This window comes from Rhizobium sp. 05L419, from assembly GCF_056397845.1.
Window position 1 is genome coordinate 21,872 of record NZ_JBFTOF010000019.1, and the last position, 24,282, is coordinate 46,153.

The window sequence follows — 24,282 nt, forward strand, 5'->3', positions numbered from 1 at the left end:
TCCGGTTCAGAAAGGCCGCCTGGGGGACAGTTCTATATTCCTTGGAGACGCGCATAGATGACGGAGACGAATACCATGGCGACAATCGCGCTCGTTGACGACGACCGCAACATCCTAACCTCAGTGTCGATTGCGCTTGAGGCTGAAGGATATAAGGTCGAGACATACACGGACGGCGCATCGGCCCTCGACGGTCTTCTCGCGCGCCCGCCGCAGCTTGCCATCTTCGACATCAAGATGCCGCGAATGGACGGGATGGAACTGCTGCGACGCCTGCGCCAGAAATCCGACATGCCGGTGATTTTCCTGACCTCCAAGGACGAGGAAATCGACGAGCTTTTCGGCTTGAAGATGGGGGCCGACGACTTCATCACCAAGCCTTTCTCGCAGAGGCTCCTGGTCGAGCGCGTCCGCGCCGTTCTGCGCCGTGCCTCTAGCCGCGAGGCGACGGCAGCGGCCGGCGGCGTTGCGCCGAAGCCGGGAGCCGCCCAGCTTGCCCGCTCGCTGGAGCGCGGCCAACTGGTGATGGACCAGGAGCGGCACACCTGCACCTGGAAGGGCGAGCCCGTCACGCTGACAGTCACGGAATTCCTGATCCTGCATTCCCTGGCGCAGCGCCCGGGCGTCGTCAAAAGCCGCGACGCATTGATGGATGCGGCCTATGATGAACAGGTCTATGTCGACGATCGCACGATCGACAGCCACATCAAGCGGCTTCGCAAGAAGTTCAAGATGGTCGACAACGACTTTGATATGATTGAAACGCTCTACGGAGTGGGATACCGCTTCCGCGAAGCAGCCTGATGCCCGAGCGGCGCGGCACGTGAGAATTGCCGAGAGCTGAGGGCCGCGCAAGCGGTCCGCTCTCCGAAAGGGCATGTCGTTGGCACAGTTGGTGCAGGAAAGGGATCTTGATGACGTGGAGGGCCTCAGCGGCCGCCGCGTCAGGGGACGACGTTGGTCCCATCCGTTTACGATCATCCGCCGGATCTTCGGCAATGCCGTCTTTTCGAGCCTCACGCGCCGCATCCTGTTTTTCAATCTTGCTGCGCTGGTTGTTCTCGTCGGCGGCATTCTTTACCTCAACCAGTTCCGCGAAGGACTGATCGACGCCCGCGTCGAGAGCCTGCTGACGCAAGGCGAAATCATTGCGGGCGCGGTCTCCGCCTCCGCATCCGTCGACACCAACTCGATCACGATCGATCCCGAGAAACTGCTTGAACTGCAGGCCGGCCAGAGCATCACGCCTGTTCCGAACGACGAAGACCTCGAATTTCCGATCGATCCGGAGAAGGTCGCACCGGTGCTTCGCCGGCTGATTTCGCCGACCAGGACGCGCGCTCGAATCTTCGACGCCGACGCAAACCTGCTGCTCGATTCGCGTCACCTTTATTCGCGCGGCCAGGTTCTGCGGTTCGACCTGCCGCCTGTCGAGGACGAGGAGCAGACCTGGGGGGAATGGTTCACCACCATCTTCAACAAGGTCCTGCAACCTGGCAACCTGCCGCTCTACAAGGAGGCGCCGGGCGGTGACGGTTCGATCTATCCAGAAGTGATGAACGCGCTGACCGGCGTGCGCGGCGCCGTCGTGCGTACGACCGAAAAGGGCGAGCTGATCGTTTCGGTCGCGGTTCCCGTCCAGCGATTCCGGGCGGTGCTGGGTGTTCTCCTGTTGTCCACGCAGGCCGGCGACATCGACAACATCGTGCATGCCGAGCGTCTCGCCATCATGCGGGTGTTCGGGGTTGCCACTCTGGTCAACGTTCTTCTGTCGCTGGTTCTTTCCTCGACCATTGCCAATCCCTTGCGCCGTCTTTCGGCTGCCGCCATCCGCGTGCGCCGCGGGGCCAAGGAGCGCGAAGAGATCCCGGATTTCTCGGCCCGGCAGGATGAAATCGGCAACCTGTCCATCGCGCTTCGCGAGATGACGACCGCTCTCTACGACCGCATCGACGCGATCGAGAGCTTTGCGGCGGATGTCAGCCACGAGCTGAAGAACCCGCTGACCTCGCTGCGTAGCGCCGTCGAAACGCTGCCGCTTGCCAAGTCGGACGATTCCAAGAAGCGTCTCATGGACGTCATCCAGCACGATGTTCGGCGCCTCGACCGCCTCATCAGCGACATTTCCGACGCCTCGCGTCTCGATGCGGAACTCGCTCGCGTCGATGCCGGCTCGGTGGATCTCGAGGTGCTGCTACGCGATCTTGTCGAGATTTCGCGGCAGATCCGCAGCCGCAAGAAGGAAGTGCAGATCGAATTCGCCATCGAGCGCAAGCCGGGCGTGAAGACGCGTTTCGTCGTCAAAGGCCACGACCTGCGCATCGGCCAGATCATCACCAATCTGATCGAGAACGCCCGCTCCTTCGTCTCCGATCAGGACGGCAAGATCACCGTAAGGCTGGTGCGGACCCGCTCGCGCTGTATCGTTTATGTCGAAGACAACGGTCCGGGCATTCAGGCTGAGAATATCGATCGGATCTTCGAGCGGTTCTATACCGACCGCCCCGAAGCCGAGGGCTTCGGCCAGAATTCAGGCCTCGGCCTGTCGATCAGCCGCCAGATCGCCGAAGCGCACGGCGGTTCGCTGCGGGCCGAAAACATCATTGATCCGGAGACCGAAAAGGTCATCGGCGCTCGCTTCACTCTCGCCCTGCCTGCCGATTCCGTAGCATGACGACCGGGGCTTCAAATATTCATGCGACTGCCATTGTGGTCGGCAAGACCGGACTGCTGTTCCTCGGCCCTTCGGGATGGGGAAAGTCGATGCTTGCATTTACATGCGTCAGCGAAGGCAATCGCATGGGCATTGTCTCCATGCTGGTCGCAGACGATCAGGTTCTCATTTCACAACGCAACGATGACGTGATCGCGCAGTGCCCGGCCTCCACCGCAGGCCTGATCGAACTGCGGGGCACCGGGATCATTCGCGTGCCGCACGTCGCCGAAGCCCCGATGCACTATGCGATCCTTCCCGGCAGCGCGTCAGGCCAGGATCGCGTTCCACCGGACGGCGAGCGAGCCGTGATTGCCGATCACATTGATCTGCCGGCCGTTCGGTTGCTGGCTAACACACCGCTGCCACTGGCTGTATTAATGGCAAGGGTGCCCGATATCGGACGATAATGCCTGCGAAATCAGCAAATCTGAGCCATAAAGTCGTATTTTTGTCTTGCACTTCGGCTTTTCATCGCCAAGATGTGCCCCCACGGTGGACGAGATTGCTGCATTGCGATATTCGATCCGCCGTTTGCATACGCCACGAGGAGCAGTAGTATCATGATCGGACTTGTGCTTGTCACGCATGGCAAGCTGGCTGAAGAGTTTCGTCATGCGGTCGAACACGTTGTCGGTCCTCAGAAATTCATCGAAACGGTCTGTATCGGTCCTGAGGACGACATGGATCAGAGGCGGCAGGATATTCTCGAAGCGGTGGCAAGTGCAGACGATGGTCATGGCGTGGTTATCCTGACCGATATGTTTGGCGGCACGCCCTCCAATCTCGCGATCTCGGTGATGAGCAGCGGCCATACGGAAGTCATCGCCGGCATGAACCTGCCGATGCTCATCAAGCTTGCAGGCGTGCGCGGCGAAAACAACATGGAGAAGGCGCTCGTCGAAGCGTCCGAGGCCGGCCGAAAGTACATCAACGTCGCCAGTCGCGTTCTGAGCGGCAAATAACGAGCCAACCTCTCATGACCTCCTCGCTCTCTCGTGAAATTCTCATCATCAACAAGCGCGGACTGCATGCCCGTGCTTCGGCGAAATTCGTGCAAACGGTCGAGACCTTCGACGCAGCGATCACCGTCTCAAAGGATGGCATGACGGTCGGCGGCAACTCGATCATGGGATTGATGATGTTGGCCGCGAGCCCAGGCTCAAGCGTCGTCATCTCCGCCAGCGGAAATCAAGCCACGCAGGCGCTGCAAGCACTCGATGAGCTGATCCAGAACAAGTTCGGCGAAGAGATGTGATTCCCCGAGCGGATCATATAAACATATAAAGACTTCTTTATATCATTATTGCCTTCGTCACGGAAGCCTGCTAAACGGCGGGCATAGCCGCGTTTGCGCGCGGACGTTTTTGCGGGTGCGAGCCTCTTCGCGCCTTCGCTTTTCTGAGACGCCTTTCAGCCCTGGAGAACCCAATGAGCACTGAAAAAGATTATGTCGTCGCCGATATCGGTCTTGCGGACTTCGGCCGCAAGGAAATCACCATAGCCGAGACTGAAATGCCGGGCCTGATGTCCTGCCGCGCCGAATTCGGGCAAGCAAAGCCGCTCAAGGGCGCGCGCATCACCGGCTCGCTGCACATGACGATCCAGACGGCCGTTCTCATCGAGACGCTGGTCGCCCTCGGCGCGGAAGTCCGCTGGGCTTCGTGCAACATCTTCTCGACGCAGGACCACGCGGCTGCGGCAATTGCCGCTTCCGGCGTTCCGGTCTTCGCGATCAAGGGTGAAACGCTTGAGGATTACTGGGTTTATACCGACAAGATTTTCCAGTGGGCCGATGGCGGCGTTTCCAACATGATTCTCGATGATGGTGGCGACGCGACGATGTACATCCTGCTCGGCGCCCGCGCCGAAGCCGGCGAGGACGTGCTCTCCAACCCGCATTCGGAAGAAGAAGAAATCCTCTTCGCGCAGATCAAGAAGCGGCTGGCCGCTTCGCCGGGCTGGTTCACCAAGCAGCGCGATGCCATCAAGGGCGTGACTGAAGAAACCACCACCGGCGTGAACCGCCTGTATCAGCTCAGCCAGAAGGGCCTGCTGCCTTTCCCGGCGATCAACGTCAACGATTCGGTCACCAAATCGAAGTTCGACAACAAGTACGGCTGCAAGGAATCTCTGGTCGACGGCATCCGCCGCGGCACGGACGTCATGATGGCCGGCAAGGTTGCTGTCGTCTGCGGTTACGGCGATGTCGGCAAGGGTTCTGCCGCTTCGCTTTCCGGTGCCGGCGCCCGCGTCAAGGTTACGGAAGCCGATCCGATCTGCGCGCTGCAGGCTGCGATGGACGGCTACGAAGTCGTTCTGCTTGAAGACGTTGTTTCCTCGGCGGATATCTTCATCACCACCACAGGCAACAAGGACGTGATCCGCATCGACCATATGCGTGCGATGAAGGACATGGCGATCGTCGGCAACATCGGTCACTTCGACAACGAGATCGAAGTCGCCGCGCTTCGCAACCTGAAGTGGACGAATGTCAAGCCGCAGGTCGATCTGATCGAGTTCCCGAAGGGCAACCGCATCATCCTTCTTTCCGAGGGCCGCCTGCTGAACCTCGGCAACGCGACGGGTCACCCTTCCTTCGTCATGTCGGCTTCGTTCACGAACCAGACGCTGGCCCAGATCGAGCTTTTCACCAAGCCCGACCAATACCAGAATCAAGTCTACATCCTGCCCAAGCACCTCGACGAGAAGGTCGCGCGCCTGCACCTCGACAAGCTCGGCGTGAAACTGACGCAGCTTTCCGAAGAACAGGCCGCGTATATCGGCGTTACGCCGCAGGGCCCGTTCAAGGCTGACCACTACAGATATTAATCGGGCAGCCGATATCCACAACATCTAGAGGGCGCAGCATTGACAAATGCCGCGCCCTTATTTTTTGACACACACCTTCCCGCCGAATCCCTTCCGAAGTATTGTTTTAGCACTCGATTCGTTGCCACGGACGCGTCCGTTTGCTTCGAAAATGGGATGTCTTGTCGTGATGCGGCACATTAAAGGACGGAGACATACCGGGCATGTCGGAAACGATGCACAGCCTGATTGAACAGGCAAAGGATGGCGTTCGCGCCGCCCCTTGCCCGTTGCTTTCAGGCGACAGGAAATCTATCGAAGCGCCCACGGCTTCGACGCCGAGGCTTGGGGTGTTGGCTCGCATCGCGGGGACCTTTGCTGCCGGTACGGCCATTGCGTCGCTAGCCCGGCCGGTCTTCGCGCAGGTGGAATCGGAAGCCGCGGCTTCCGCGCATCTTTTCACATCCTCGCAGGTCGTCAGTCTTTCCGTCATCATCGGCGTAATTTCGGCGGCACTGCTTTCGACACTCTGGGTGGTACGTCAGCGCGGAAACCTCGAAAACGAAAGCCGCAATATCCGGTCCGCGCTTTCCGACGCACAGCAGCGCATTTCGCAATACGAAGCCCTGATCGCCGACAAGAACCGGCGTATCGTGATATGGGACGGCGACGAGCGCCCGGAGCTGCTTGGCCAGTTGCCGCCGGAAACAGGTGCTCCCCAGGACAACGAATTCCTTGCTTTCGGGCTGTGGCTCAGGCCGCGCTCTGCATCCGAACTCGAACGGGCGATCGATCGCCTGCGTGAATCGGCCCATAGCTTCGACATGGTGGTCGAGACGCACCGGGACGAAATTCTCGAGGCGCAGGGCCGCGTGTCCGGCGGCCGTGCGTTCGTCCGTTTCGTTGCGCTCAACAACCTGCGCGCCGAACTTGCCGAACTGAAGATCGAGCGCGACCGGTTGCTTGCCTCGATTTCGGCTTTCCAGGGTCTCCTTGATTCCATCGATTTGCCGGCATGGCAGCGCGACACCGACGGCCGGTTGACCTGGGTCAATCACGCCTATGGCGATGCAGTGGATGCCGCATCGCCGGGCGAGGCTATCGAGGAAGGCCGCGAACTGCTGACCACCATTGCCCGCGAACGCATTCGCGCGACGGCGACACCGGAATTGCCGTTCCATGACAAGATCTCGACCGTCGTCCAAGGCAACCGCACCTTCTTCGACGTTGTCGACGTGAAGGTTGCGAGCGGTTCGGCAGGCATCGCCGTCGATGTCTCCGGCATCGAGGCCGTGCGAGCCGAGCTGGAACGCACGCTGAAGAGCCATGCCGAAACGCTCGATCATCTGGCGACACCGGTCGCGATCTTCGACGGCGATCGCCGCCTTCAATTCTACAATCAGGCCTTCGTTTCGCTCTGGCAGCTCGATATCGCGTTCCTCGAAAGCAGGCCGGACAATGCCGAGCTGTTGGAACGCCTGCGCGCCGCCAAGAAGCTGCCGGACCAGTTGAACTGGAAATCCTGGAAAGACACCGCACTTTCGGTCTACCGCGCCCTCGACACCCAATCCGATCTCTGGCACCTGCCGAACGGACAGACGCTGCGGGTCTTCGCAACCGCCCATCCGCAGGGCGGCGCCACCTGGGTCTTTGAGAACCTGACGGAACAGGTCGATCTCGAGACCCGCTACAACACCTTGCTCAAGGTGCAGGGCGAGACCATCGACCACCTCTCCGAAGGCGTTTCGGTGTTCGGGCCAGACGGACGCATTCGTCTTTCGAACCCCGCCTTCCGGGCGCTGTGGGGCATTACCGAAGCCGAGGCAAAGCCCGGCACCCATATTCGTGCGCTCGGCGAAGCCTGCGCACCGTCCTACGACCGGCCAGATGGCTGGAAGACGTTTGCCGAATCGATCACCAGCTTCGATGACGAACGCCGTTCCAGTCAGGGAACGCTTGAGCTGTTCTCCGGTCTCGTGCTCGACTATGCGATCATTCCGCTGCCGAACGCCCAGACCATGTTGACCTTCGTCAACATGACAGACAGCGTCAGAGCCGAACGGGCGCTGACAGAGAAGAACGAAGCCCTGCGCAAGGCCGACGAGCTGAAGAACGATTTCGTCCAGCATGTCTCCTACGAACTGCGCTCGCCGCTCACCAACATCATCGGCTTCACTGATCTCCTGCGCACGCCCGGACTTGGCGAGCTCAACGAACGCCAGGCCGAGTATATCGATCATATCTCGACCTCTTCGTCGGTGCTCCTGACACTGGTGAACGACATTCTTGATCTGGCGACCGTCGATGCCGGCATCATGCGGCTCAACTATTCGGAAATCGACCTTGGCGACCTGCTCGACGACGTCTCCATACAGATCGCCGATCGCCTGCAGGACAGCGGCGTATCGCTGGAGATCACCGCACCGGCGCGTCTCGGATCGATCATCGCGGACCCGCAGCGGCTGAAGCAGATTCTGGTCAAGCTGCTGTCGAACGCCGCGAACTTCTCCCCGGAGGGCGCCGCAATATCGCTGCGGTGCGATCGCGAGGGAACGGATTTCGTCTTCTCCGTCAGCGATCGCGGTCCGGGCATTTCGCAGGCGATGATCAGCAACGTCTTCGATCGCTTCGCCACCGGCGCAAAGAGCGGCAAGCGCGGTGGCGCAGGCCTCGGACTCTCGATTGTCGACAGCTTCGTCAACCTGCATAATGGCCAGGTTACAATCGACAGCCAGCCCGGCAAGGGAACGACGGTCGTCTGCCGCATTCCATCCGCCGACCTGCCATCCTCCATCGCCGCCGCCGAATGACGACCGGCAGCCCTGCCATCTCCCTTTTCCTCGTCGATGAGGCGGCGACGATCCGGCTCGGCGAGGATCTGGCGCTGGCGCTCGAGACAGGCGACTGCCTGGCGCTATCAGGCGATCTCGGCGCCGGAAAGTCCGCACTCGCCCGGGCCTTCCTGCGGGCACTCGCCGATGACGCCGAGTTGGAGGTGCCGAGCCCCACCTTTACGCTCGTGCAATCTTACGATTTGCGCATTCCGGTCTTCCATTTCGATCTCTACCGCCTCGGCGATGCGGCAGAATTGACCGAACTTGGCTTCGACGAGGCCCTGCAAAACGGTATATGCCTGGTCGAATGGCCTGAGATGGCAGAGACAGAACTGCCGGGCGACAGGATCAAGCTCAGACTGGAGCACGAAGGCGCCGGACGCCGCGCCACGATCGCAGCCCCCGAAAAACAGGCGGCGCGCATTCGCCGCGTGCTCGCCATTCGCGAATTTCTGGACGGGGCCGGTCTTGCCGGCGCCCGGCGCCGGTTCCTGACAGGAGATGCCTCCCTGCGTGCCTACGAGGCGGTCTATCCTGCCGATGGTGTTCGCCGGATCCTGATGGATTGGCCCCCGCTTGCCGAGGGGCCTCCGGTTCTGGACGGCAAGCCCTATCCGAAGGTCGCGCACCTTGCGGAAAACGCCTATCCCTTCGTCGCCATCGCCAATGCGCTCCACCAGCAGGGATTTGCGACGCCGGAAATCTACAAGGTCGATTACGAACAGGGCATCCTGCTCCTGGAGGATCTCGGCTGCGACGGCGTTCTCGATCAAGACGGCAGACCTATCGCCGAGCGCTACCGGGCGAGTGTCGCCTGCCTGGCACATCTTCATTCGCTGACGATACCGCAGGACATCAGCGTCACCGAGACGCACATCCACCACATCCCCGATTTCGACCGCACAGCAATGAAGATGGAGGCGCGCCTCGTTCTGGACTGGCACCTCCCCTGGAAACGCGCAGGCGCACCGGCGAGCGAGGCCGAACGCGACGAGTATCTGGCGATCTGGGATCAACTGATCGACGAACTCGGTGCAGCTGAAAAGAACCTGCTGCTGCGCGACTTCCATTCCCCGAACATCATCTGGCGTGACGACGAAACCGGTGTCAAGCGCGTCGGCTTGATCGATTTCCAGGATGCGATGATCGGCCCCACCGCCTACGATCTCGCCTCGATCGCACAAGATGCCCGCGTTACCATAGAGCCGACGCTTTTCCGGCAGCTCATGGACGACTATCTGTCGTTGCGCCGGGCCCAAGACGGATTTGACGAAGGAACGTTCCTCAAGAGCTGGGCCATCATGTCGGCGCAGCGCAATTGCAAACTCGCCGGCCTGTGGGTGCGGCTGATGCAGCGCGACGGCAAGCCCGACTACATGAAGCACATGCCGCGCACGCTGGCCTATCTCGACGTCGCCCTGCAGCACGAAACGCTTGCCCCCTTGCGCGACTGGTGCGTAAGAACTGGTATAGTTGCGAGCGAATCATAAGTTCCGGAATGAAATGACGATCAAGCAAGCCATGGTGCTGGCTGCCGGCCTCGGCACCCGTATGCGCCCGATCACCGATACGATCCCGAAGCCGTTGGTGAAGATCGACGGCAAGCCGATGATCGACTACGCATTGGATTCGCTTGCCGAGGCCGGTGTCGAGAAGGCGGTGGTGAACGTCCACTATCTTGCCGAGCAGATGCTGGCACATCTGAGTTGCTACACCGAACTCGAGCTCATCGTTTCCGACGAGCGCGACCGGCTGATGAACAACGGCGGCGGCTTGGCAAAGGGTCTGAAGCTGCTTGATCGCGGCAATGTCTTCGTCACGAACGCCGACCTCTTCTGGATCGGAGAGCCAGCCGATCGACCGAGCAACCTCCGTCGTTTAGCTGGATTCTTCGACCCCGAGCATATGGACATGGCGATGTTGTGCGTGAAGCTCGAGGATACGACCGGCCATAACGGCAAAAACGATTTCAACCTTGCCGCCGACGGCAGGCTCAGCCGCTATCGCGATCAAGGGCCCAATCCTGTCGTCTACGCCGGCGCGATTGCGATGAACACGTCGTTCCTCGATGATGCTCCCGACGAAGCGTTCAACCTCAACCTCTATTTCGACAAAGCGATTGCGCGCCGGCGGCTCTACGGCATGATGCTCGAAGGACATTGGCTAACGGTCGGCACTCCCGAGGCAATCGATGAGGCGGAGGAAACGATCCGGCGATACCGGACGTTCGCGTAAGCCATGGCCGAGCGGCACCAGCCACGGGTTTTGACGATACCGGCGGGACTTCCCTTCCTGGCAACGCTTGCCGAAGCATTGTGCGACGGGCGGCTGACGCCGCGTTTCCGGCACGATCCCACCGATCCCCTCTCACTCTCCAAGGTCACCATTTATCTGCCCACCCGGCGCGCAGTGCGTGTGCTGCGTTCGGAATTCGTCGATCTGCTCGGCGGACGGTCTGCCATCCTGCCCGTCATCCGTCCGCTTGGCGAAACGGACGACGACAGCGGATATTTCGACGAGGCGCTTCCGGCGACGCTCGATCTGGCGCAACCGCTGTCGAATACGGCCCGGCTTCTGGAGCTTGCGCGGCTGATCCTTGCCTGGCGAAACAAGTTGCCGGAGATCGTGCGCAGCATTCACGCCGATTCGCCGCTTGTCGCGCCTGCAAGCCCTGCCGACGCGATCTGGCTGGCGCGCAACCTTGCCGAACTGATCGACTCGATCGAGACGGAAGACCGCGATTGGAGCGACCTTGCGCGGCTCGATGCCAAGGATCATGCGCTGTGGTGGCAGCTCACTGCGGAATTCCTGCAGATCGCAAGCGCCTTCTGGCCCGAGAGATTGGCCGAACTTAGCAAATCCTCGCCGGCACGGCACAGAAACGCCATCTTGCGCGCGGAGGCGAACCGGATTGCCGCAACACCGCCGGCCGGCCCTGTCATCATCGCCGGCTCGACCGGCTCAGTCCCGGCGACCGCAGATCTGATTGCGGCGGTCGCCAATCTTGCCGAGGGTGTCATCGTCCTTCCCGGCCTGGACTTGCGGATGCCGGACGAGCATTGGCGGATGGTCGCGCCCGAATGGGCCGGACAGCTCACGGATCCCGCCAGCAGGAGCCACTCGCAGTATGGCCTTGCGCAGCTTCTCAAGCGCCTGCGGCTGGAGCGTAATGACGTCACATCACTCGACGATGCCCCGGCACTGCTGCAGCAACGCGCCGATATTCTGTCGCATGCGCTTTCGCCCGCGGAAGCGACGAGCGACTGGGGGCTGTGGAAGCGCGCATTGCCGGATACCGCCATATCTTCCGCTTTCGCCGATGTCTCGCTGATCGAAGCCGCAAACGAGCGTGAAGAGGCGACGGCCATCGCGATCGCGCTTCGCATGGCGCTGGAGAGGCCCGGCGTGGACGGCGAAAGCCGCGCAGCCCTGATCACGCCCGACCGCAACCTCGCCCGCCGCGTTATGGCGGAACTCGCGCGCTTTGACATCCTGGCAGACGACTCGGCCGGCACGCCGCTTTCGGCAACACCGCAGGGGACGCTGCTGCAGCTATTGCTGGAGGCGACGTTGCGGCCGGGAGATCCCGTGGCGATCGTTGGTCTGCTCAAGCATCCACTGGCGCGGTTCGGGCTGGAGCGCGGTGCGCTTGGCGAGGCTGTCGCAGCCCTTGAGCTGCTGGCGCTACGCGGCGGCGTCGCGGAGGTCGATATCAGTGGGCTCGAACTGCTGCTCGACCGCCGACTTTGTGAACAGGCGCTCGACCGGCACGCACCCAACTGGCGCAAATCCCTTCCACCGGAGGCTGCCTCCAAGGCCCGCGACCTTGCGCGCCGGATCGCAGAAGCAACCGAGCCGCTTGCCGCAGCGCTCCCTCGCCGCCTGCCGGACGAGCGTGGTCTTGCAACGGCGTTGACGCTGTCCGACTTTGCGGAGCGCACCGGGCGAGTGCTCGAAGCGGTCGCCCGCGACGAGCGGGAGAGCCTGTCCGGCCTTTGGACGGGCGAGGCCGGCGATACGCTCGCGAAACTACTCGGCGAGGTCATCGAGACCGAAGGGCAGATCGAAGCCGACGGGCGACAGTGGATCGACATCATGGCAGCGCTTTCGGCCGGTCAAGCCGTCAAGCCGCGCGCGCTCAGCCATCCCCGGCTCTTCATTTTCGGGACGCTGGAAGCCCGCTTGCAGAGCGTCGATACGCTCATCCTCGGCGGACTGAACGAGGGCTCATGGCCAGGGCAAACAGCCAACAATCCGTTCGTTTCGCGAAGCATGAAGACGGAGATCGGGATGGAACCGCCGGAACGCAGGATCGGACAGCTGGCGCACGACTTCGAAATGGCCAGCGGAACACGCCATCTCGTCTACTCGCGCGCCCTCAGGCAGGGTTCGACGCCGACGGTGGCATCGCGCTGGCTGCAGCGGCTGCTCGCCTTCGGCGGCAAGCCATTCGAAGCCGAACTGACAGGCCGTGGCGATCATTTCGTCCACTGGGCAAATCTCATCGACCGGGGCGATCGGCAGGCGCCGGCGCAGCGCCCCAGCCCGACGCCGCCGCGCGACATGCAGCCGAAGTCCTATTCCTTTAGCGAGGTCGGCCGGCTGCGACGCGACCCATACGCGATCTATGCGCGCCGCGTCCTGCGGCTGGATTCGGTAGATCCGTTCAACCGCGATCCGGGCCCAGCCGAGCGGGGAACGCTTTATCACGCGATCATCGATCGCTTCGTGCGCGAAGGTCACATCGCCGGTACGCCAGATGCGGCGGCTGCGATGGGTCGTATCATCACCGAACTCTTCGACCTGCAGCGGTTGCCGGCGCATATCGATGCCGTCTGGCGACCGCGTTTCGGGGAGGTTGCGCGCTCGTTTCTCCATTGGGAGGCGGAACGGCGCCCCGGCATTCAGCGGACACTGACCGAAGTGCGTGGCGGCGTCGAGCTGGAACAGATCGATGTCCGCCTCAGCGGCGTTGCCGACCGGATCGACATCACGGGCCCGAATGCCGCCGACATCATCGACTACAAGACCGGATTCAACCCTTCGCCAGCCCAGGCTCGCGCCCTTCTCGATCCGCAGCTGGCGCTGGAAGCAGCAGCCCTGAAGGCCGGCGCCTTCCGCGATGCTGGCAGCCTGATGCCGCAGGATCTTCTCTATGTGCGCCTGCGACCCGGACGCCGCTTCCAGGTCGATACCGTCAACAACGAGTTCTCGACGCGAAGCGACAAGGCGAAATCGGCCATGGATCTGGCGGCAGACTCGATCGATCAGCTCGTGAAGTTCGTTTCGCTGCTGCAATCGGGCGAGCGCGGCTTTACCTCGCGGCTCATTCCGGCGCAGCAGTTCGATTTCGGCGGCGACTACGATCATCTCGCTCGCGTTTCCGAATGGTCGACTGCCGAAAGCGACGAGGCCAGCGGCGATGATTGACGATACGACACTGCCCGAGGGCGACGATCCGATCGTCTGGACGAGCTGGACGACGATCCAGCAATCGATCGCTTCCGACCCGCAGCGTTCGGCCTGGGTGTCGGCCAATGCCGGTTCGGGCAAGACCCATGTTCTGACGCAGCGCGTCATTCGGCTCCTTCTTGCCGGCGCGCGGCCATCCGCGATCCTTTGCCTAACCTATACGAAGGCCGCCGCCTCCGAGATGTCAAACCGCGTGTTCGAGCGGTTGGCAGAGTGGGCCGTCCTGTCGGACGACGACCTCAGCCTGCGTATCGCACAGATCGAAGGCAAGGTTCCCGACGCGCTCAAGCTTGCCGAGGCCCGGCGGCTCTTTGCCAAGGCGCTGGAGACGCCTGGCGGGCTGAAGATCCAGACGATCCACGCCTTTTGCGAAGCGCTGCTGCATCAGTTTCCGCTGGAGGCCAATGTTGCCGGGCATTTTTCCGTGCTCGACGACCGCGCCGCTGCGACATTGTTGGCGGATGCGCGGCGGTCGCTTTTGACGGCGACGACGCCGCAAGAGGATCGCGCGCTAGCAGAGGCGTTCTCCTACGTTCTCAATCTTGGCGACGAATCCGGACTGGAGACGCTGCTGGAAGAAATCGTCGCGAATCGCAACGCGATCCGAAAATTCACCTTCGCGGCGGAGCAGCAGGGCGGCCTCGACAAAGCGATCCGGGCAAAGCTCGGCCTTTCCAGCAACGATACGGAGGTGGGCATTGCCGAGGAGTATTGGCCCCTGCCCGGGCTTTCGGGCAGTGCCGTTGATCGCTATCTTGAGCTTGCGGCCCTGAAGGGCGGCGCCAAGGCGCAGGATATCGCGGCCGCACTGCAAATGGCGGCGTTAGAGCAAGATGCGACACGCCGTATCCCGTTGCTCGAAAAGGCATTTCTGACCGCCAAGGGCGAACCTAAGTCGGATTCTCAGTTTTTCGTGAAGGCGATGCTCAGCGACGCTCCGGAGCTGGCGGATGCGGTGGCAGCGGCGCGCGCTCATATCGTTTCGTGCCGGGACCGGCTGAAGATCGTGCGGATGTATGACGCAACACGCGCAGCTCTCATCCTCGCCGATCGGCTGAACCGGGACTACGACGATCTCAAAAAGCAGCGAAGCCACCTCGACTTCGAAGATCTGATCACCCGTACAGCTGACCTTCTGAACAAGAGCGACGTCGGCGCGTGGATCCACTACAAGCTCGATCAGGGCATCGATCATATCCTCGTCGACGAGGCCCAGGATACCAGTCCCATCCAATGGAGCGTGATCCAATCACTCGCCGAAGACTTCTTCTCGGGCGAAAGTGCCCGGAACGTGGTGCGAACCCTGTTTGCGGTCGGCGATGAAAAGCAGTCCATCTATTCGTTTCAGGGCGCTCGTCCCGAGCGTTTCTCGGAGGAAAGCCAGCGCACCCGGCAGCGCGTTTTTCAAAGCGGCCTCGCCTTTTCGACCGTCCGGCTACCGCTGTCGTTCCGGTCGACCTCGGATGTGCTTGCGGCTGTCGACCATATCTTCACTGCGGCCAGCAACGCCCGAGGTCTGAGTGCTGGCGGCGAACCTGTGGTCCACCGTTCCAACCGCATCGGTCATCCCGGCGCTGTCGATCTCTGGGAGACGATCGCGCCAGAGGTGGCGATAAAGGAAGAGGACTGGACGGCACCCTTCGACGCAACACCGGAAAGCGCACCGGCTGCCATCCTTGCGCGGCGGATCGCGCACACGATCGGCAATCTTGTCGGCAAGGAAACGATCGTCGAAAAAGGCAAGGAACGGCTGATCGAAGCCGGTGACATTCTCGTTCTCGTGCGCAAGCGCGATGCGTTCGTCAACGCCCTGACGCGGGCGCTGAAGCGGCGCGACAACATTCCCGTTGCCGGCGCCGACCGCTTGCGGCTGACAAGCCATATCGCTGTTCAGGATCTGGTGGCGCTTGGGCGGTTCCTGCTCCTGCCGGAGGACGACCTCTCGCTCGCGGCGCTGATGAAGAGCCCGCTTCTCGATCTGACGGAAGACGACATCTTCGCCGTTGCAGCTCTTCGCGCCGACGGCGAGAGCGTCTGGGCGCACATGCAGAAATTTGCAGCCGACGGCCGCGAGCGGCTGGGGGCTGCGGTCGGTCGGCTGAAGCTGTTTCTTGAGGAGCAGAGAACGCTCCCCGTCCACGACTTCTATGCACGGGTGCTTGGCAGCCATGGCGGACGCCGGCAGTTTCTCGCGCGTCTCGGCACAGAGGTCAGCGATATTCTCGACGAGTTCCTGACATTCACCCTCGATCACGAGAATTCCGGGCTGCCGGGACTGCAATCCTTCATTTCGACGCTGGAACTGGAAGCACCGGAAGTCAAACGCGAGCAGGACAAGGGCCGAAACGAAGTGCGGATCATGACGGTCCACGCCTCCAAAGGCCTCGAAGCACCGATCGTCTTTCTGGTGGATGGCGGCTCCAGGGCGTTTACCCACACCCATATGCCGAAGCTCCGGTTGCTGGAGCAGCGGAAGGACGAACCACCGATGCCCGTTTGGGTGCCACTCGGCGATCTCGGCAATTCGCTGACCCAGGCGGACGCCGCGCGCATCCAGCTGCTGGCGGAGGAGGAGTACCGCCGCCTGCTCTATGTGGCGATGACGCGCGCCGCCGACCGTCTGGTGGTTTGCGGCTATCGCGGCGTTCGCGCCAATACCGATACCTGGCACGCGATGATTTCGGCTGCGATGACCGAGAGCCATCCGCATGTCGCGGCCGCGACTTTTTCCGGGTCGGACGACAACTGGAGTGGCATCAAATGGCGAGTGCCGCGCGTAGAGCGGCGTTTCGAGCTGGCCGATCGCGTCGAACCGGCTGCCACCCGAGACGTTTTACCTTTCGATCTCGACAAGCCGTTGCCGCCGCAACGGCACCTTCCGCGCCCGCTCAGCCCGTCCGGCGCCGGAACGATCATAGATGAGGAAGCGGACGATCTTCTGGTCGTCTCGCCGCTGTTCGGGGACAAGGGGAAATCCGACCGCTCCCTGCAAAAAGGGCGACTGCTTCACCGCATGATGCAGATGCTGCCAGAGATCACCCCCGGCGAGCGCGCCGGCGCAGCCGAGCGGTACACCGAGCGCGCCGCGGGTTTCTGGCCGGTGGCCGAGCGCCGAAAATTGGTCGATTCGGTCCTGAAACTATTGACGGAGCCGGGACTGGAAGCGGTTTTCGCGACGCATGCGCAAGCCGAGGTCTCGATCATGGGGACATTGTCCCTCGCAGGACGGGACTACGCCGTTTCCGGGCGCGTCGACCGCCTGGCGGTGCTTGCGGATCGGGTCGTGATCCTCGACTACAAAACCAACCGCGTGCCGCCGCAAACTGCCGAGAGTATCCCGTTTGCACATCGAGCCCAGCTGGCGATCTACCGGGACATCCTGGCACCGCTCTATCCCGGCAAGCGCGTGGACTGCGTGCTGGTCTACACCGAGAACGGCTCCGTCCACACGCTGGCGCCGGAGGTGCTGGCATCGGCGCTTGCACAGCTCGAGACAAAGTGAAATACCGGACATTGAAATTCCGACGCCGCACCCTCACATGTGGTTCAACAGGAAATCGGTAAAGGAGCAGCCTATGGCTACCGTGAAAGTCGATATCAACAACTTCCAGGCGGAAGTTCTGGAATCTGCAGAACCCGTCGTCGTCGATTTCTGGGCTGAATGGTGCGGCCCTTGCAAGATGATCGCTCCGAGCCTCGAAGAGCTCGCCGTCGAGTTTGCAGGCAAGGTCAAGGTCGCCAAGCTCAACATCGACGAGAATCCGGAACTTGCCGCTCAGTTCGGCGTCCGTTCCATCCCGACGCTTGCGATGTTCAAGGCGGGCGAAGTTGCTGACATCAAGGTTGGCGCTGCGCCGAAGACCGCTCTTTCGAGCTGGATTTCGAGCGCCGCTTAATCAGCCATCGACATAAATGAAAAAGCCCGGCATCGACCGGGCTTTTTCATTTCGGCGGCGTTCCATTGTCGGCAAGGACATCCCCGACGAGATAGAGCGATCCTCCTATGAGGATGCGTGGCGGCTGCGCCTGCTCCGGCGCGCCTGCATTGATGGCCTCGAGCGCATCGCTGACGGTCGACATCGGTTCGGCTACCAGGCCTGCATCGTAGGCGGCATTCGACAGGATTACCGGGTCGATCATCGCTTCACTGCCACGGATCGGCACGCAATAGACCTTTTCCGCCAGCCCCTTGAAAGCCTTGAAGTAGCCGATTGGATCCTTGGTGTTGATCATGCCGATGATCAGGAAGAGCGGCCTGGATTGCCTTTCCTCGAAATTCGCCATTGCTTCGGCAATGACTTCGCCGGCGCCTGGATTATGGCCGCCGTCGACCCAGATCTCGGCTCCGGCCGGCGCGCTTGCCATCAGGTAGCCTTCGCTCAGCCTCTGGAGGCGGCCGGGCCACTCGACCGATGTCATCGCCTGTTCCATCATGGGCTCGGTGACGGCAAAGCCCGCGGCCTTTACTGCGCGGATCGCCGCGGCTGCGTTTGCATACTGGTGGCGCCCGGGGAGCCGGGGCAGCGGCAGATCTGCCAGGCCGAACTCGTCCTGATAGACGAGACGTCCATATTCCTCATGCGCCATGTAGTCCTGGCCGAAGGCGGCCGTCGGGCAATTCAGCCGCTCGGCGGTCAGCATCAAAACGTCGAGCGCGGCGTCATATTCCTGCTTGCCGACGACGACGGGGCATCCGCTCTTCATGATGCCGGCCTTTTCGGCCGCAATGAGTTCGACGCGGTCGCCCAGGTAGGGTTGGTGATCGAGGGAGATCGGCATGATGACGGAGACGGCCGGATCAGAGATCACGTTCGTGGCGTCGAAGCGGCCACCGAGACCGACTTCGATGATGGCTGCATCGGCGGGATGCTCGGAAAACAGGATGAACGTGACGGCGGTCAGGATTTCGAAAACGGTAATCTTCTGTCCATCGTTGGCGGCAGCCACCCGGCGCACCGCCTCGGCAAAGACGGCATCGTCGACAAGCGCACCGCGGCCGCCCTTGACGCCGATACGATAGCGTTCGTGCCAATTGACCAAATGCGGAGAGGTATGGACATGTACGCTATAGCCGCCCGCCTCAAGAAGCGCACGGCTAAAGGCGGTAACCGAGCCTTTGCCGTTGGTGCCTGCCACGTGAATGACCGGCGGCAGCTTCTTCTGCGGATCACCGAGGACGGCGAGAAGGCGGGTAATGCGGTCGAGTGACAGATCGAAGCCCTTGGGATGCAATCCCATGAGCTTGTCGATCTCCTGCGCTGCTTCGCTCACTGCGGTTTGGCCCCTGGGTATCATTGCACAACCCGCCTATGATAGGTTCAATCAGGCGCTTGCGGCTATCGCAAGCGCGCCGCTGCTTTCCCTGGGCTGAGCCGCAGCCGGCTTCTTCGTCAGAATCTTGAGCACACGCGCCAGCGTATCGGGGATATCGTGACGCTTGATGACCATGTCGACCATGCCGTGTTCCAGCAGGTATTCGGAGGTCTGGAAACCCTCAGGAAGCTTTTCGCGGATGGTCTGCTCGATGACGCGCTTGCCGGCGAAGCAAATTTCCGCACCCGGCTCGGCCAGATGCAGGTCGCCCAGCATCGCATAGGATGCCGTCACGCCGCCGGTGGTCGGGTTGGTCAGTACGACGATGTAGGGCTGACCGGCCTCCTTCAGCATATCGACGGCAACGGTCGTGCGCGGCAACTGCATCAGCGACAGGATGCCTTCCTGCATGCGGGCGCCACCCGAGGCCGGGAACATGACGAGCGGGCATTTCTCAGCGATCGCGCGCTCGAACGCCTTCACGATTGCCTCGCCGGCAGCAAGACCAAGCGAACCGCCCATGAAGTTGAATTCGTGCACGACCGCAACAAGCTTCAAGCCCTGGACCTTGCCGACACCGGCGACGATCGTGTCTTCCTGGTCGGTCTTGATGCGGCTGTCGCGCAGTCGATCGGTGTATTTCTTGGAATCGCGGAATTTCAGCGGGTCCTGCGCGACCTTCGGCTGCGGCAGCGATTCATACGCGCCGTCGTCGAAAAGGTCTGCAAGACGGGCCTTGGCCGGCATCTTCATGTGATAGCCGGAAGCAGGAATGACCCACTTGTTGTCTTCCAGATCTTTGTGAAAGACCATCTCGCCCGTTTCCGGGCACTTGATCCAGAGATTCTCCGGCACTTCGCGGCGGCCCAGCATGGAATTGATGCGGGGGCGAACGTAGTTGGTGATCCAGTTCAAGTCGAAAACTCCTGATTTACACTTGCCAATGTGGGAAAACTATTCGGCAGCAACAAGGCGCGCCGAACGTGTTCCCGATGACAGCCCGCGAACGAGCGTGGCGACCGCCTGAACGGTATCGGCTGTCGCCTTCCCGTCCTTGGTCAGGCTTGTCGCCACTTGGTTGACGATTGCCGTGCCGACCACGACGCCATCCGCCGAGCTGCCGATGACCTTTGCATGATCGGCCGTCTTGACGCCGAAACCGACGCAGACGGGCAGGTTTGTATGCTGCTTGATACGCTTGACGGCACCCGAAACGAGCGAAGGATCCGGGAGCGCAGAACCGGTAATGCCGTTCATCGAGACGTAGTAGACGAAGCCGGACGTGTTCTTGAGAACCGTCGGAAGACGCTTTTCGTCGGTCGTGGGCGTTGCCAGGCGAATGAAGTTGATGCCCTTGCGGATTGCCGGAATGCAGAGTTCGTCATCCATCTCGGGCGGAAGATCGACGACAATCAGCCCATCGATGCCGGRGGCGAGCGCATCGTCCAGGAACGTCTCGACGCCGTAGATGTAGATCGGGTTGTAATAACCCATCATCACGATCGGTGTCGCGTCGTCCGTCTTGCGGAAATCTGCGGCAAGCTGCAGCGTCTTCTTGAGCGTCTGTCCGGCCTTCAGCGCGCGCTGGCCGGCCATCTGGATCGCCGGGCCGTCGGCCATGGGATCTGAGAAGGGCATGCCGAGTTCGATGATGTCGGAACCAGCTTCCGGCAGCGCCTTCATGATGCCCAGCGAGGTGTCGTAGTCCGGATCGCCGCCCATGAAATAAGTGACGAGTGCCGGGCGGCCTTCGGCCTTCAGATCGGCAAAACGTTTGTCCATACGTGCGGTCATGACTTACACACCCATTCCCAGAATCTTGCCGACGGTGAATATGTCCTTGTCGCCGCGACCGGAGAGATTCATCAAGATGATCTCGTCCTTGCCCATCGTCGGGGCGCGCTTGATGACTTCGGCAAGTGCATGCGACGGTTCCAGCGCCGGAATGATGCCTTCGAGACGCGTTAGCGTCTGGAACGCTTCAAGCGCCTCGTGGTCCATGATCGGCACGTATTCGACGCGGCCGATATCGTTCAGATAGGAATGCTCGGGGCCGATACCGGGATAATCGAGGCCGGCCGAAATCGAGTGACCTTCCTTGATCTGACCGTCGTCGTCCTGCAGCAGATAGGTGCGGTTACCATGCAGAACGCCGGGAGAACCGGCAGTGATCGAAGCGCAATGCTCGTCGCCCTGCAGGCCCTTGCCCCCGGCTTCGACGCCGACGATCTTGACGCCCGCGTCATCGAGGAACGGATGGAAGATGCCGATCGCGTTCGAACCGCCGCCGACGGCAGCGATGATGAGATCAGGCAGGCGGCCTTCGGCTTCGAGCATCTGCTCTTTGGCTTCCGTGCCGATGACGGCCTGGAAATCGCGAACCATTTCCGGATAGGGGTGCGGGCCGGCAGCCGTGCCGATCAGATAGTAGGTGTCGTCGACGTTCGTGACCCAGTCGCGGAGCGCCTCGTTCATCGCATCCTTCAGGGTACCGTGGCCAGCCGTGACCGGCTTCACTTCGGCGCCCAGGAGCTTCATGCGGAATACGTTCGGCGCCTGGCGCTCGACGTCGGTGGCGCCCATGTAGACGACGCAGGGGAGGCCGAAGCGGGCCGCAACCGTCGCCGATGCCACGCCGTGCTGGCCGGCGCCGGTTTCCGCGATGATGCGGGTCTTGCCCATGCGCTTGGCGAGCAGTATCTGGCCGATACAGTTGTTGATCTTGTGCGAACCCGTGTGGTTCAGTTCTTCGCGCTTGAAATAGATCTTCGCGCCGCCGAGTTCCGCCGTCAGGCGTTCGGCGAAATAGAGCGGGCTCGGACGGCCGATATAGTGTGCGCCGAGATGCTTCAATTGCGCCTGGAATTCCGGATCGTTCTTCGCCTTATCCCATTCGTCCTGAAGTTCCAGGATCAGGGGCATCAGCGTTTCGGCGACGAAGCGGCCGCCGTAAATGCCGAAGCGGCCATCCTCATCGGGGCCGGAACGGAAGGAATTCGGTTTTGGCGTCTCGTTCAATTTCAACTCCCTGTGGCCGGCTCTGGCTGACAAGCCTGTTCGACCGCATCGAAAAACTCATCGATCATCGCAACGCTTTTCACGCCGGGGGCGCTTTCGACGCCCGAGGACGCGTCGATCCCGGGCGCCTTGGTGATGGCGAGCGCCTCGGCGACATTGCCTTTGTTCAAGCCACCGGAAAGCATGTAATCCACATTGCCGTCAAGCCAGGTGAGCAGGCTCCAATCGAAGGAAACGCCGTTGCCGCCCGGCAGTTCGGAGCCCTTCGGGGGCTTGGCATCGAAGAGGAAGCGATCGGCAATGCCAATATAGGCTTCAACGCGCTTCAGATCATCGGCCGTGTGAACGGAAAACGCCTTGATAACAGGCAGACCGTAGACTGCCTTTATGGTCAAAACGCGCTCGGGGCTTTCATCGCCATGAAGCTGCAGGATATCCGGTTTGAGCAGTGCCACGATTTCATCGAGGTCGTCGTTGGTCGGATTGACGACAACGGCGACGATCTTGGCCTTGCCGCGGGCCGGCTCGGCCAATCTTCCGGCGATATCAGGCTCGATGTAACGGGGGCTCTTTTCGAAGAAGATGAATCCGATATGGGTCGCGCCGCGTTTCAGCGCGCGATCAATCGCTTCTGCCGTCTTCAGGCCGCAGATTTTGATATCCGGTTTCATGGCAGCGAAGTGACACGAAATGCGCTTGGAGTCGAGCCAATTTGCGACGGAGGCTTAATTTTGAGCGCTTCCGCATCAGTCGAAATCGATGGCGTGCAGTAGACTGCCGTGTCGTTTCAACCAGGACTTTGCCTCTTGCATGTCGGGACAGAGCTTCTCGCACAGAGCCCAGAAGCGCGGTCCATGGTTCATTTCTCTCAGATGCGCGACTTCGTGGGCCGCCAAGTAGTCGACGATGGAGGGCGGGGCCATGACGATACGCCAGGAAAAACTCAAGTTTCCTTCCGACGAGCACGAACCCCAACGGCTGCGCGTATCTTTCATTGAAATCGAATTGATCGGCGCATTGATGGACCGGGCATGAAATCTGGCCAATCTCTCGAGATCGGCCCGCGCTTCCTTCTTAAGAAAGGTTGCAACGCGGCGGCCGAGGTGTTCCGGCATGCCGCTGACTTTCAGGATGGGCTTGCCATCGATGACGGTGGCCTCGGTCAGACCTCGCAGGCTGCCGGTGTGCTGGATTCGATGCGAAACACCGCGAAAGAGGATCGTTGCGCCATTGCGAAGGCCCGCATCGGTCGAGAATTTCGCAAGCTTGGTGAGGAGCCAGCCCTGATGCCGATCGAGGAAGGCGTTGACCTCCCTTTGCGCCAGCCCGCTCGGGATCGTCATCTTCAGCGCCCGTCCGCCGGGTTCGATGCGCAGCGTGATACGGGTTGCGCGTTCGTGCTGCTTGATGGTGAGTGGCATCGGCCGTCCTGCAACGTCAAGCGTCCGGATCTCGGGCGGAGCCGGTTTCCGGGCGCTGCGGCGTGGCTTGGACAAGAGCGGGAACATGGGCATTTTCTATATGATTCGCACGCACTCCGGCAAACAAAAGCCGGCATCGGTGATGCCGGCATCATTTCGTTGCAAAGAGCCTCACGGTGTCTGGTACTCTGCCACCGGGCCATTGTCGTCGCGCTTGGCATTCTTGCGATCACGCATGAAGCGATCGAACTCTTCCTGATCCTTGGCGCGGCGAAGTTCGCGGACATAGGTGTCGAATTCTTCGCGCATCTCATTGAGCTTGCGCCGTTCTTCCTCGAGCCGATCGAGCTCGGCCTTGCGCCAATCGTCGAAGGCGACATTGCCGGTGTTGAAATGAGGGCGATAGCGACCATTCGAACGTCGGCAGCCGGCGAAGAATCCATCGGCGGCGTTGTTGGCGTCGCGCTTGAAGCCGCGCAAGCGATCCCCGAAGATGATGTAGGCGAGCATGGCTAGACCCAGAGGCCAGAAAACCACGAAGCCGAGGATCATCAGGGCAATGGTAACCGGAGTCCAATCCGGGCGAAGCAATGCTGACTGGTTCATCGTGCGATATCCTCGCATTTGCGCGCCGGCGGAATGCCGAACGCTCAAATCGATGTGGTTACCGCGCCGAGCGGCTTCAAGGCGGTCCGCAATC

General features: G+C 61.4%; 19 protein-coding genes. 12 read left to right on the plus strand and 7 right to left on the minus strand.

What is annotated here, in order from left to right; all coding sequences use genetic code 11:
- The first annotated feature begins 75 nt into the window (after positions 1 to 75).
- The 12 genes from AC1DMK_RS21445 to trxA all read left to right on the plus strand — a co-directional run bounded on the left by AC1DMK_RS21445 (position 76) and on the right by trxA (position 17,726).
- On the plus strand, positions 76 to 804 hold the full coding sequence (locus AC1DMK_RS21445) for a response regulator transcription factor (RefSeq protein WP_196246785.1): 729 nt from the start codon (positions 76 to 78) through the stop codon (positions 802 to 804).
- A 79-nt stretch (positions 805 to 883) separates the two neighbouring features.
- The gene (locus AC1DMK_RS21450) at positions 884 to 2,674 is read left to right on the plus strand and encodes a sensor histidine kinase (protein ID WP_037064701.1); all 1,791 of its coding nucleotides are present in this window, start codon (positions 884 to 886) and stop codon (positions 2,672 to 2,674) included.
- Positions 2,671 to 3,123, plus strand: coding sequence for an HPr kinase/phosphorylase (locus AC1DMK_RS21455; protein ID WP_477861822.1), 453 nt, complete (start codon positions 2,671 to 2,673; stop codon positions 3,121 to 3,123). The genes AC1DMK_RS21450 and AC1DMK_RS21455 overlap by 4 nt, the downstream gene beginning before the upstream one ends.
- A 153-nt stretch (positions 3,124 to 3,276) precedes the next feature.
- A complete protein-coding gene (locus AC1DMK_RS21460; RefSeq protein ID WP_037064533.1) occupies positions 3,277 to 3,678 on the plus strand; it encodes a PTS sugar transporter subunit IIA in 402 nt (133 codons plus the stop codon).
- 14 nt (positions 3,679 to 3,692) lie between these two features.
- Positions 3,693 to 3,971, plus strand: a complete 279-nt coding sequence (locus AC1DMK_RS21465; protein ID WP_477861825.1) for an HPr family phosphocarrier protein — start codon at positions 3,693 to 3,695, stop codon at positions 3,969 to 3,971.
- Between the two features lie 173 nt (positions 3,972 to 4,144).
- Positions 4,145 to 5,545 carry an adenosylhomocysteinase gene (ahcY, locus tag AC1DMK_RS21470; protein ID WP_037064537.1) on the plus strand — a complete coding sequence of 467 codons (1,401 nt, stop codon included), beginning with the start codon at positions 4,145 to 4,147 and terminating at the stop codon, positions 5,543 to 5,545.
- Between the two features lie 203 nt (positions 5,546 to 5,748).
- Positions 5,749 to 8,334, plus strand: a complete 2,586-nt coding sequence (locus AC1DMK_RS21475; RefSeq protein WP_477861827.1) for a PAS domain-containing sensor histidine kinase — start codon at positions 5,749 to 5,751, stop codon at positions 8,332 to 8,334.
- Entirely contained in the window at positions 8,331 to 9,848 is a 1,518-nt protein-coding gene (tsaE, locus tag AC1DMK_RS21480) for a tRNA (adenosine(37)-N6)-threonylcarbamoyltransferase complex ATPase subunit type 1 TsaE (protein WP_477861829.1), read from the plus strand. Before AC1DMK_RS21475 ends, tsaE begins: the two co-directional genes overlap by 4 nt.
- A gap of 13 nt (positions 9,849 to 9,861) precedes the next feature.
- A complete protein-coding gene (locus tag AC1DMK_RS21485) occupies positions 9,862 to 10,593 on the plus strand; it encodes a nucleotidyltransferase family protein (protein ID WP_037064544.1) in 732 nt (243 codons plus the stop codon).
- 3 nt (positions 10,594 to 10,596) lie between these two features.
- Entirely contained in the window at positions 10,597 to 13,788 is a 3,192-nt protein-coding gene (gene addB, locus AC1DMK_RS21490; RefSeq protein ID WP_477861831.1) for a double-strand break repair protein AddB, read from the plus strand.
- The gene (addA, locus tag AC1DMK_RS21495) at positions 13,781 to 17,332 is read left to right on the plus strand and encodes a double-strand break repair helicase AddA (RefSeq protein ID WP_477861833.1); all 3,552 of its coding nucleotides are present in this window, start codon (positions 13,781 to 13,783) and stop codon (positions 17,330 to 17,332) included. The genes addB and addA overlap by 8 nt, the downstream gene beginning before the upstream one ends.
- A gap of 73 nt (positions 17,333 to 17,405) precedes the next feature.
- Positions 17,406 to 17,726, plus strand: coding sequence for a thioredoxin (trxA, locus tag AC1DMK_RS21500; protein ID WP_037064550.1), 321 nt, complete (start codon positions 17,406 to 17,408; stop codon positions 17,724 to 17,726).
- A 46-nt stretch (positions 17,727 to 17,772) separates the two neighbouring features.
- Here trxA and AC1DMK_RS21505 read toward each other — a convergent pair whose 3' ends face one another.
- The 7 genes from AC1DMK_RS21505 to AC1DMK_RS21535 all read right to left on the minus strand — a co-directional run bounded on the left by AC1DMK_RS21505 (position 17,773) and on the right by AC1DMK_RS21535 (position 24,188).
- Positions 17,773 to 19,125, minus strand: coding sequence for a bifunctional folylpolyglutamate synthase/dihydrofolate synthase (locus AC1DMK_RS21505; protein ID WP_477861835.1), 1,353 nt, complete (start codon positions 19,123 to 19,125; stop codon positions 17,773 to 17,775).
- Between the two features lie 27 nt (positions 19,126 to 19,152).
- On the minus strand, positions 19,153 to 20,058 hold the full coding sequence (gene accD / locus AC1DMK_RS21510) for an acetyl-CoA carboxylase, carboxyltransferase subunit beta (protein WP_037064553.1): 906 nt from the start codon (positions 20,056 to 20,058) through the stop codon (positions 19,153 to 19,155).
- Between the two features lie 39 nt (positions 20,059 to 20,097).
- Positions 20,098 to 20,937: a tryptophan synthase subunit alpha gene (trpA, locus tag AC1DMK_RS21515; RefSeq protein ID WP_477861837.1), complete on the minus strand. Its 840-nt coding sequence runs from the start codon at positions 20,935 to 20,937 to the stop codon at positions 20,098 to 20,100.
- Between the two features lie 3 nt (positions 20,938 to 20,940).
- Entirely contained in the window at positions 20,941 to 22,161 is a 1,221-nt protein-coding gene (gene trpB, locus AC1DMK_RS21520) for a tryptophan synthase subunit beta (protein ID WP_477861839.1), read from the minus strand.
- A 2-nt stretch (positions 22,162 to 22,163) separates the two neighbouring features.
- Entirely contained in the window at positions 22,164 to 22,832 is a 669-nt protein-coding gene (locus tag AC1DMK_RS21525) for a phosphoribosylanthranilate isomerase (RefSeq protein ID WP_037064556.1), read from the minus strand.
- 75 nt (positions 22,833 to 22,907) lie between these two features.
- Positions 22,908 to 23,669 (minus strand): M48 family metallopeptidase, encoded by a 762-nt coding sequence (locus tag AC1DMK_RS21530; RefSeq protein WP_477861841.1) that lies wholly within the window; start codon positions 23,667 to 23,669, stop codon positions 22,908 to 22,910.
- Between the two features lie 84 nt (positions 23,670 to 23,753).
- Positions 23,754 to 24,188, minus strand: coding sequence for a DUF2852 domain-containing protein (locus AC1DMK_RS21535; RefSeq protein WP_477861843.1), 435 nt, complete (start codon positions 24,186 to 24,188; stop codon positions 23,754 to 23,756).
- Between the last annotated feature and the right edge of the window lie 94 nt (positions 24,189 to 24,282).

Excerpts from the sequence above, each read along its gene's own strand:
- AC1DMK_RS21445 (WP_196246785.1), top strand. The coding sequence starts at position 76 with ATGGCGACAATCGCGCTCGTTGACGACGACCGCAACATCCTAACCTCA.
- AC1DMK_RS21455 (WP_477861822.1), top strand. The coding sequence starts at position 2,671 with ATGACGACCGGGGCTTCAAATATTCATGCGACTGCCATTGTGGTCGGC.
- AC1DMK_RS21460 (WP_037064533.1), top strand. The coding sequence starts at position 3,277 with ATGATCGGACTTGTGCTTGTCACGCATGGCAAGCTGGCTGAAGAGTTT.
- AC1DMK_RS21465 (WP_477861825.1), top strand. The coding sequence starts at position 3,693 with ATGACCTCCTCGCTCTCTCGTGAAATTCTCATCATCAACAAGCGCGGA.
- ahcY (WP_037064537.1), top strand. The coding sequence starts at position 4,145 with ATGAGCACTGAAAAAGATTATGTCGTCGCCGATATCGGTCTTGCGGAC.
- AC1DMK_RS21475 (WP_477861827.1), top strand. The coding sequence starts at position 5,749 with ATGTCGGAAACGATGCACAGCCTGATTGAACAGGCAAAGGATGGCGTT.
- tsaE (WP_477861829.1), top strand. The coding sequence starts at position 8,331 with ATGACGACCGGCAGCCCTGCCATCTCCCTTTTCCTCGTCGATGAGGCG.
- AC1DMK_RS21485 (WP_037064544.1), top strand. The coding sequence starts at position 9,862 with ATGACGATCAAGCAAGCCATGGTGCTGGCTGCCGGCCTCGGCACCCGT.
- addB (WP_477861831.1), top strand. The coding sequence starts at position 10,597 with ATGGCCGAGCGGCACCAGCCACGGGTTTTGACGATACCGGCGGGACTT.
- addA (WP_477861833.1), top strand. The coding sequence starts at position 13,781 with ATGATTGACGATACGACACTGCCCGAGGGCGACGATCCGATCGTCTGG.
- trxA (WP_037064550.1), top strand. The coding sequence starts at position 17,406 with ATGGCTACCGTGAAAGTCGATATCAACAACTTCCAGGCGGAAGTTCTG.
- AC1DMK_RS21505 (WP_477861835.1), bottom strand. The coding sequence starts at position 19,125 with ATGATACCCAGGGGCCAAACCGCAGTGAGCGAAGCAGCGCAGGAGATC.
- AC1DMK_RS21525 (WP_037064556.1), bottom strand. The coding sequence starts at position 22,832 with ATGAAACCGGATATCAAAATCTGCGGCCTGAAGACGGCAGAAGCGATT.
- AC1DMK_RS21530 (WP_477861841.1), bottom strand. The coding sequence starts at position 23,669 with ATGTTCCCGCTCTTGTCCAAGCCACGCCGCAGCGCCCGGAAACCGGCT.
- AC1DMK_RS21535 (WP_477861843.1), bottom strand. The coding sequence starts at position 24,188 with ATGAACCAGTCAGCATTGCTTCGCCCGGATTGGACTCCGGTTACCATT.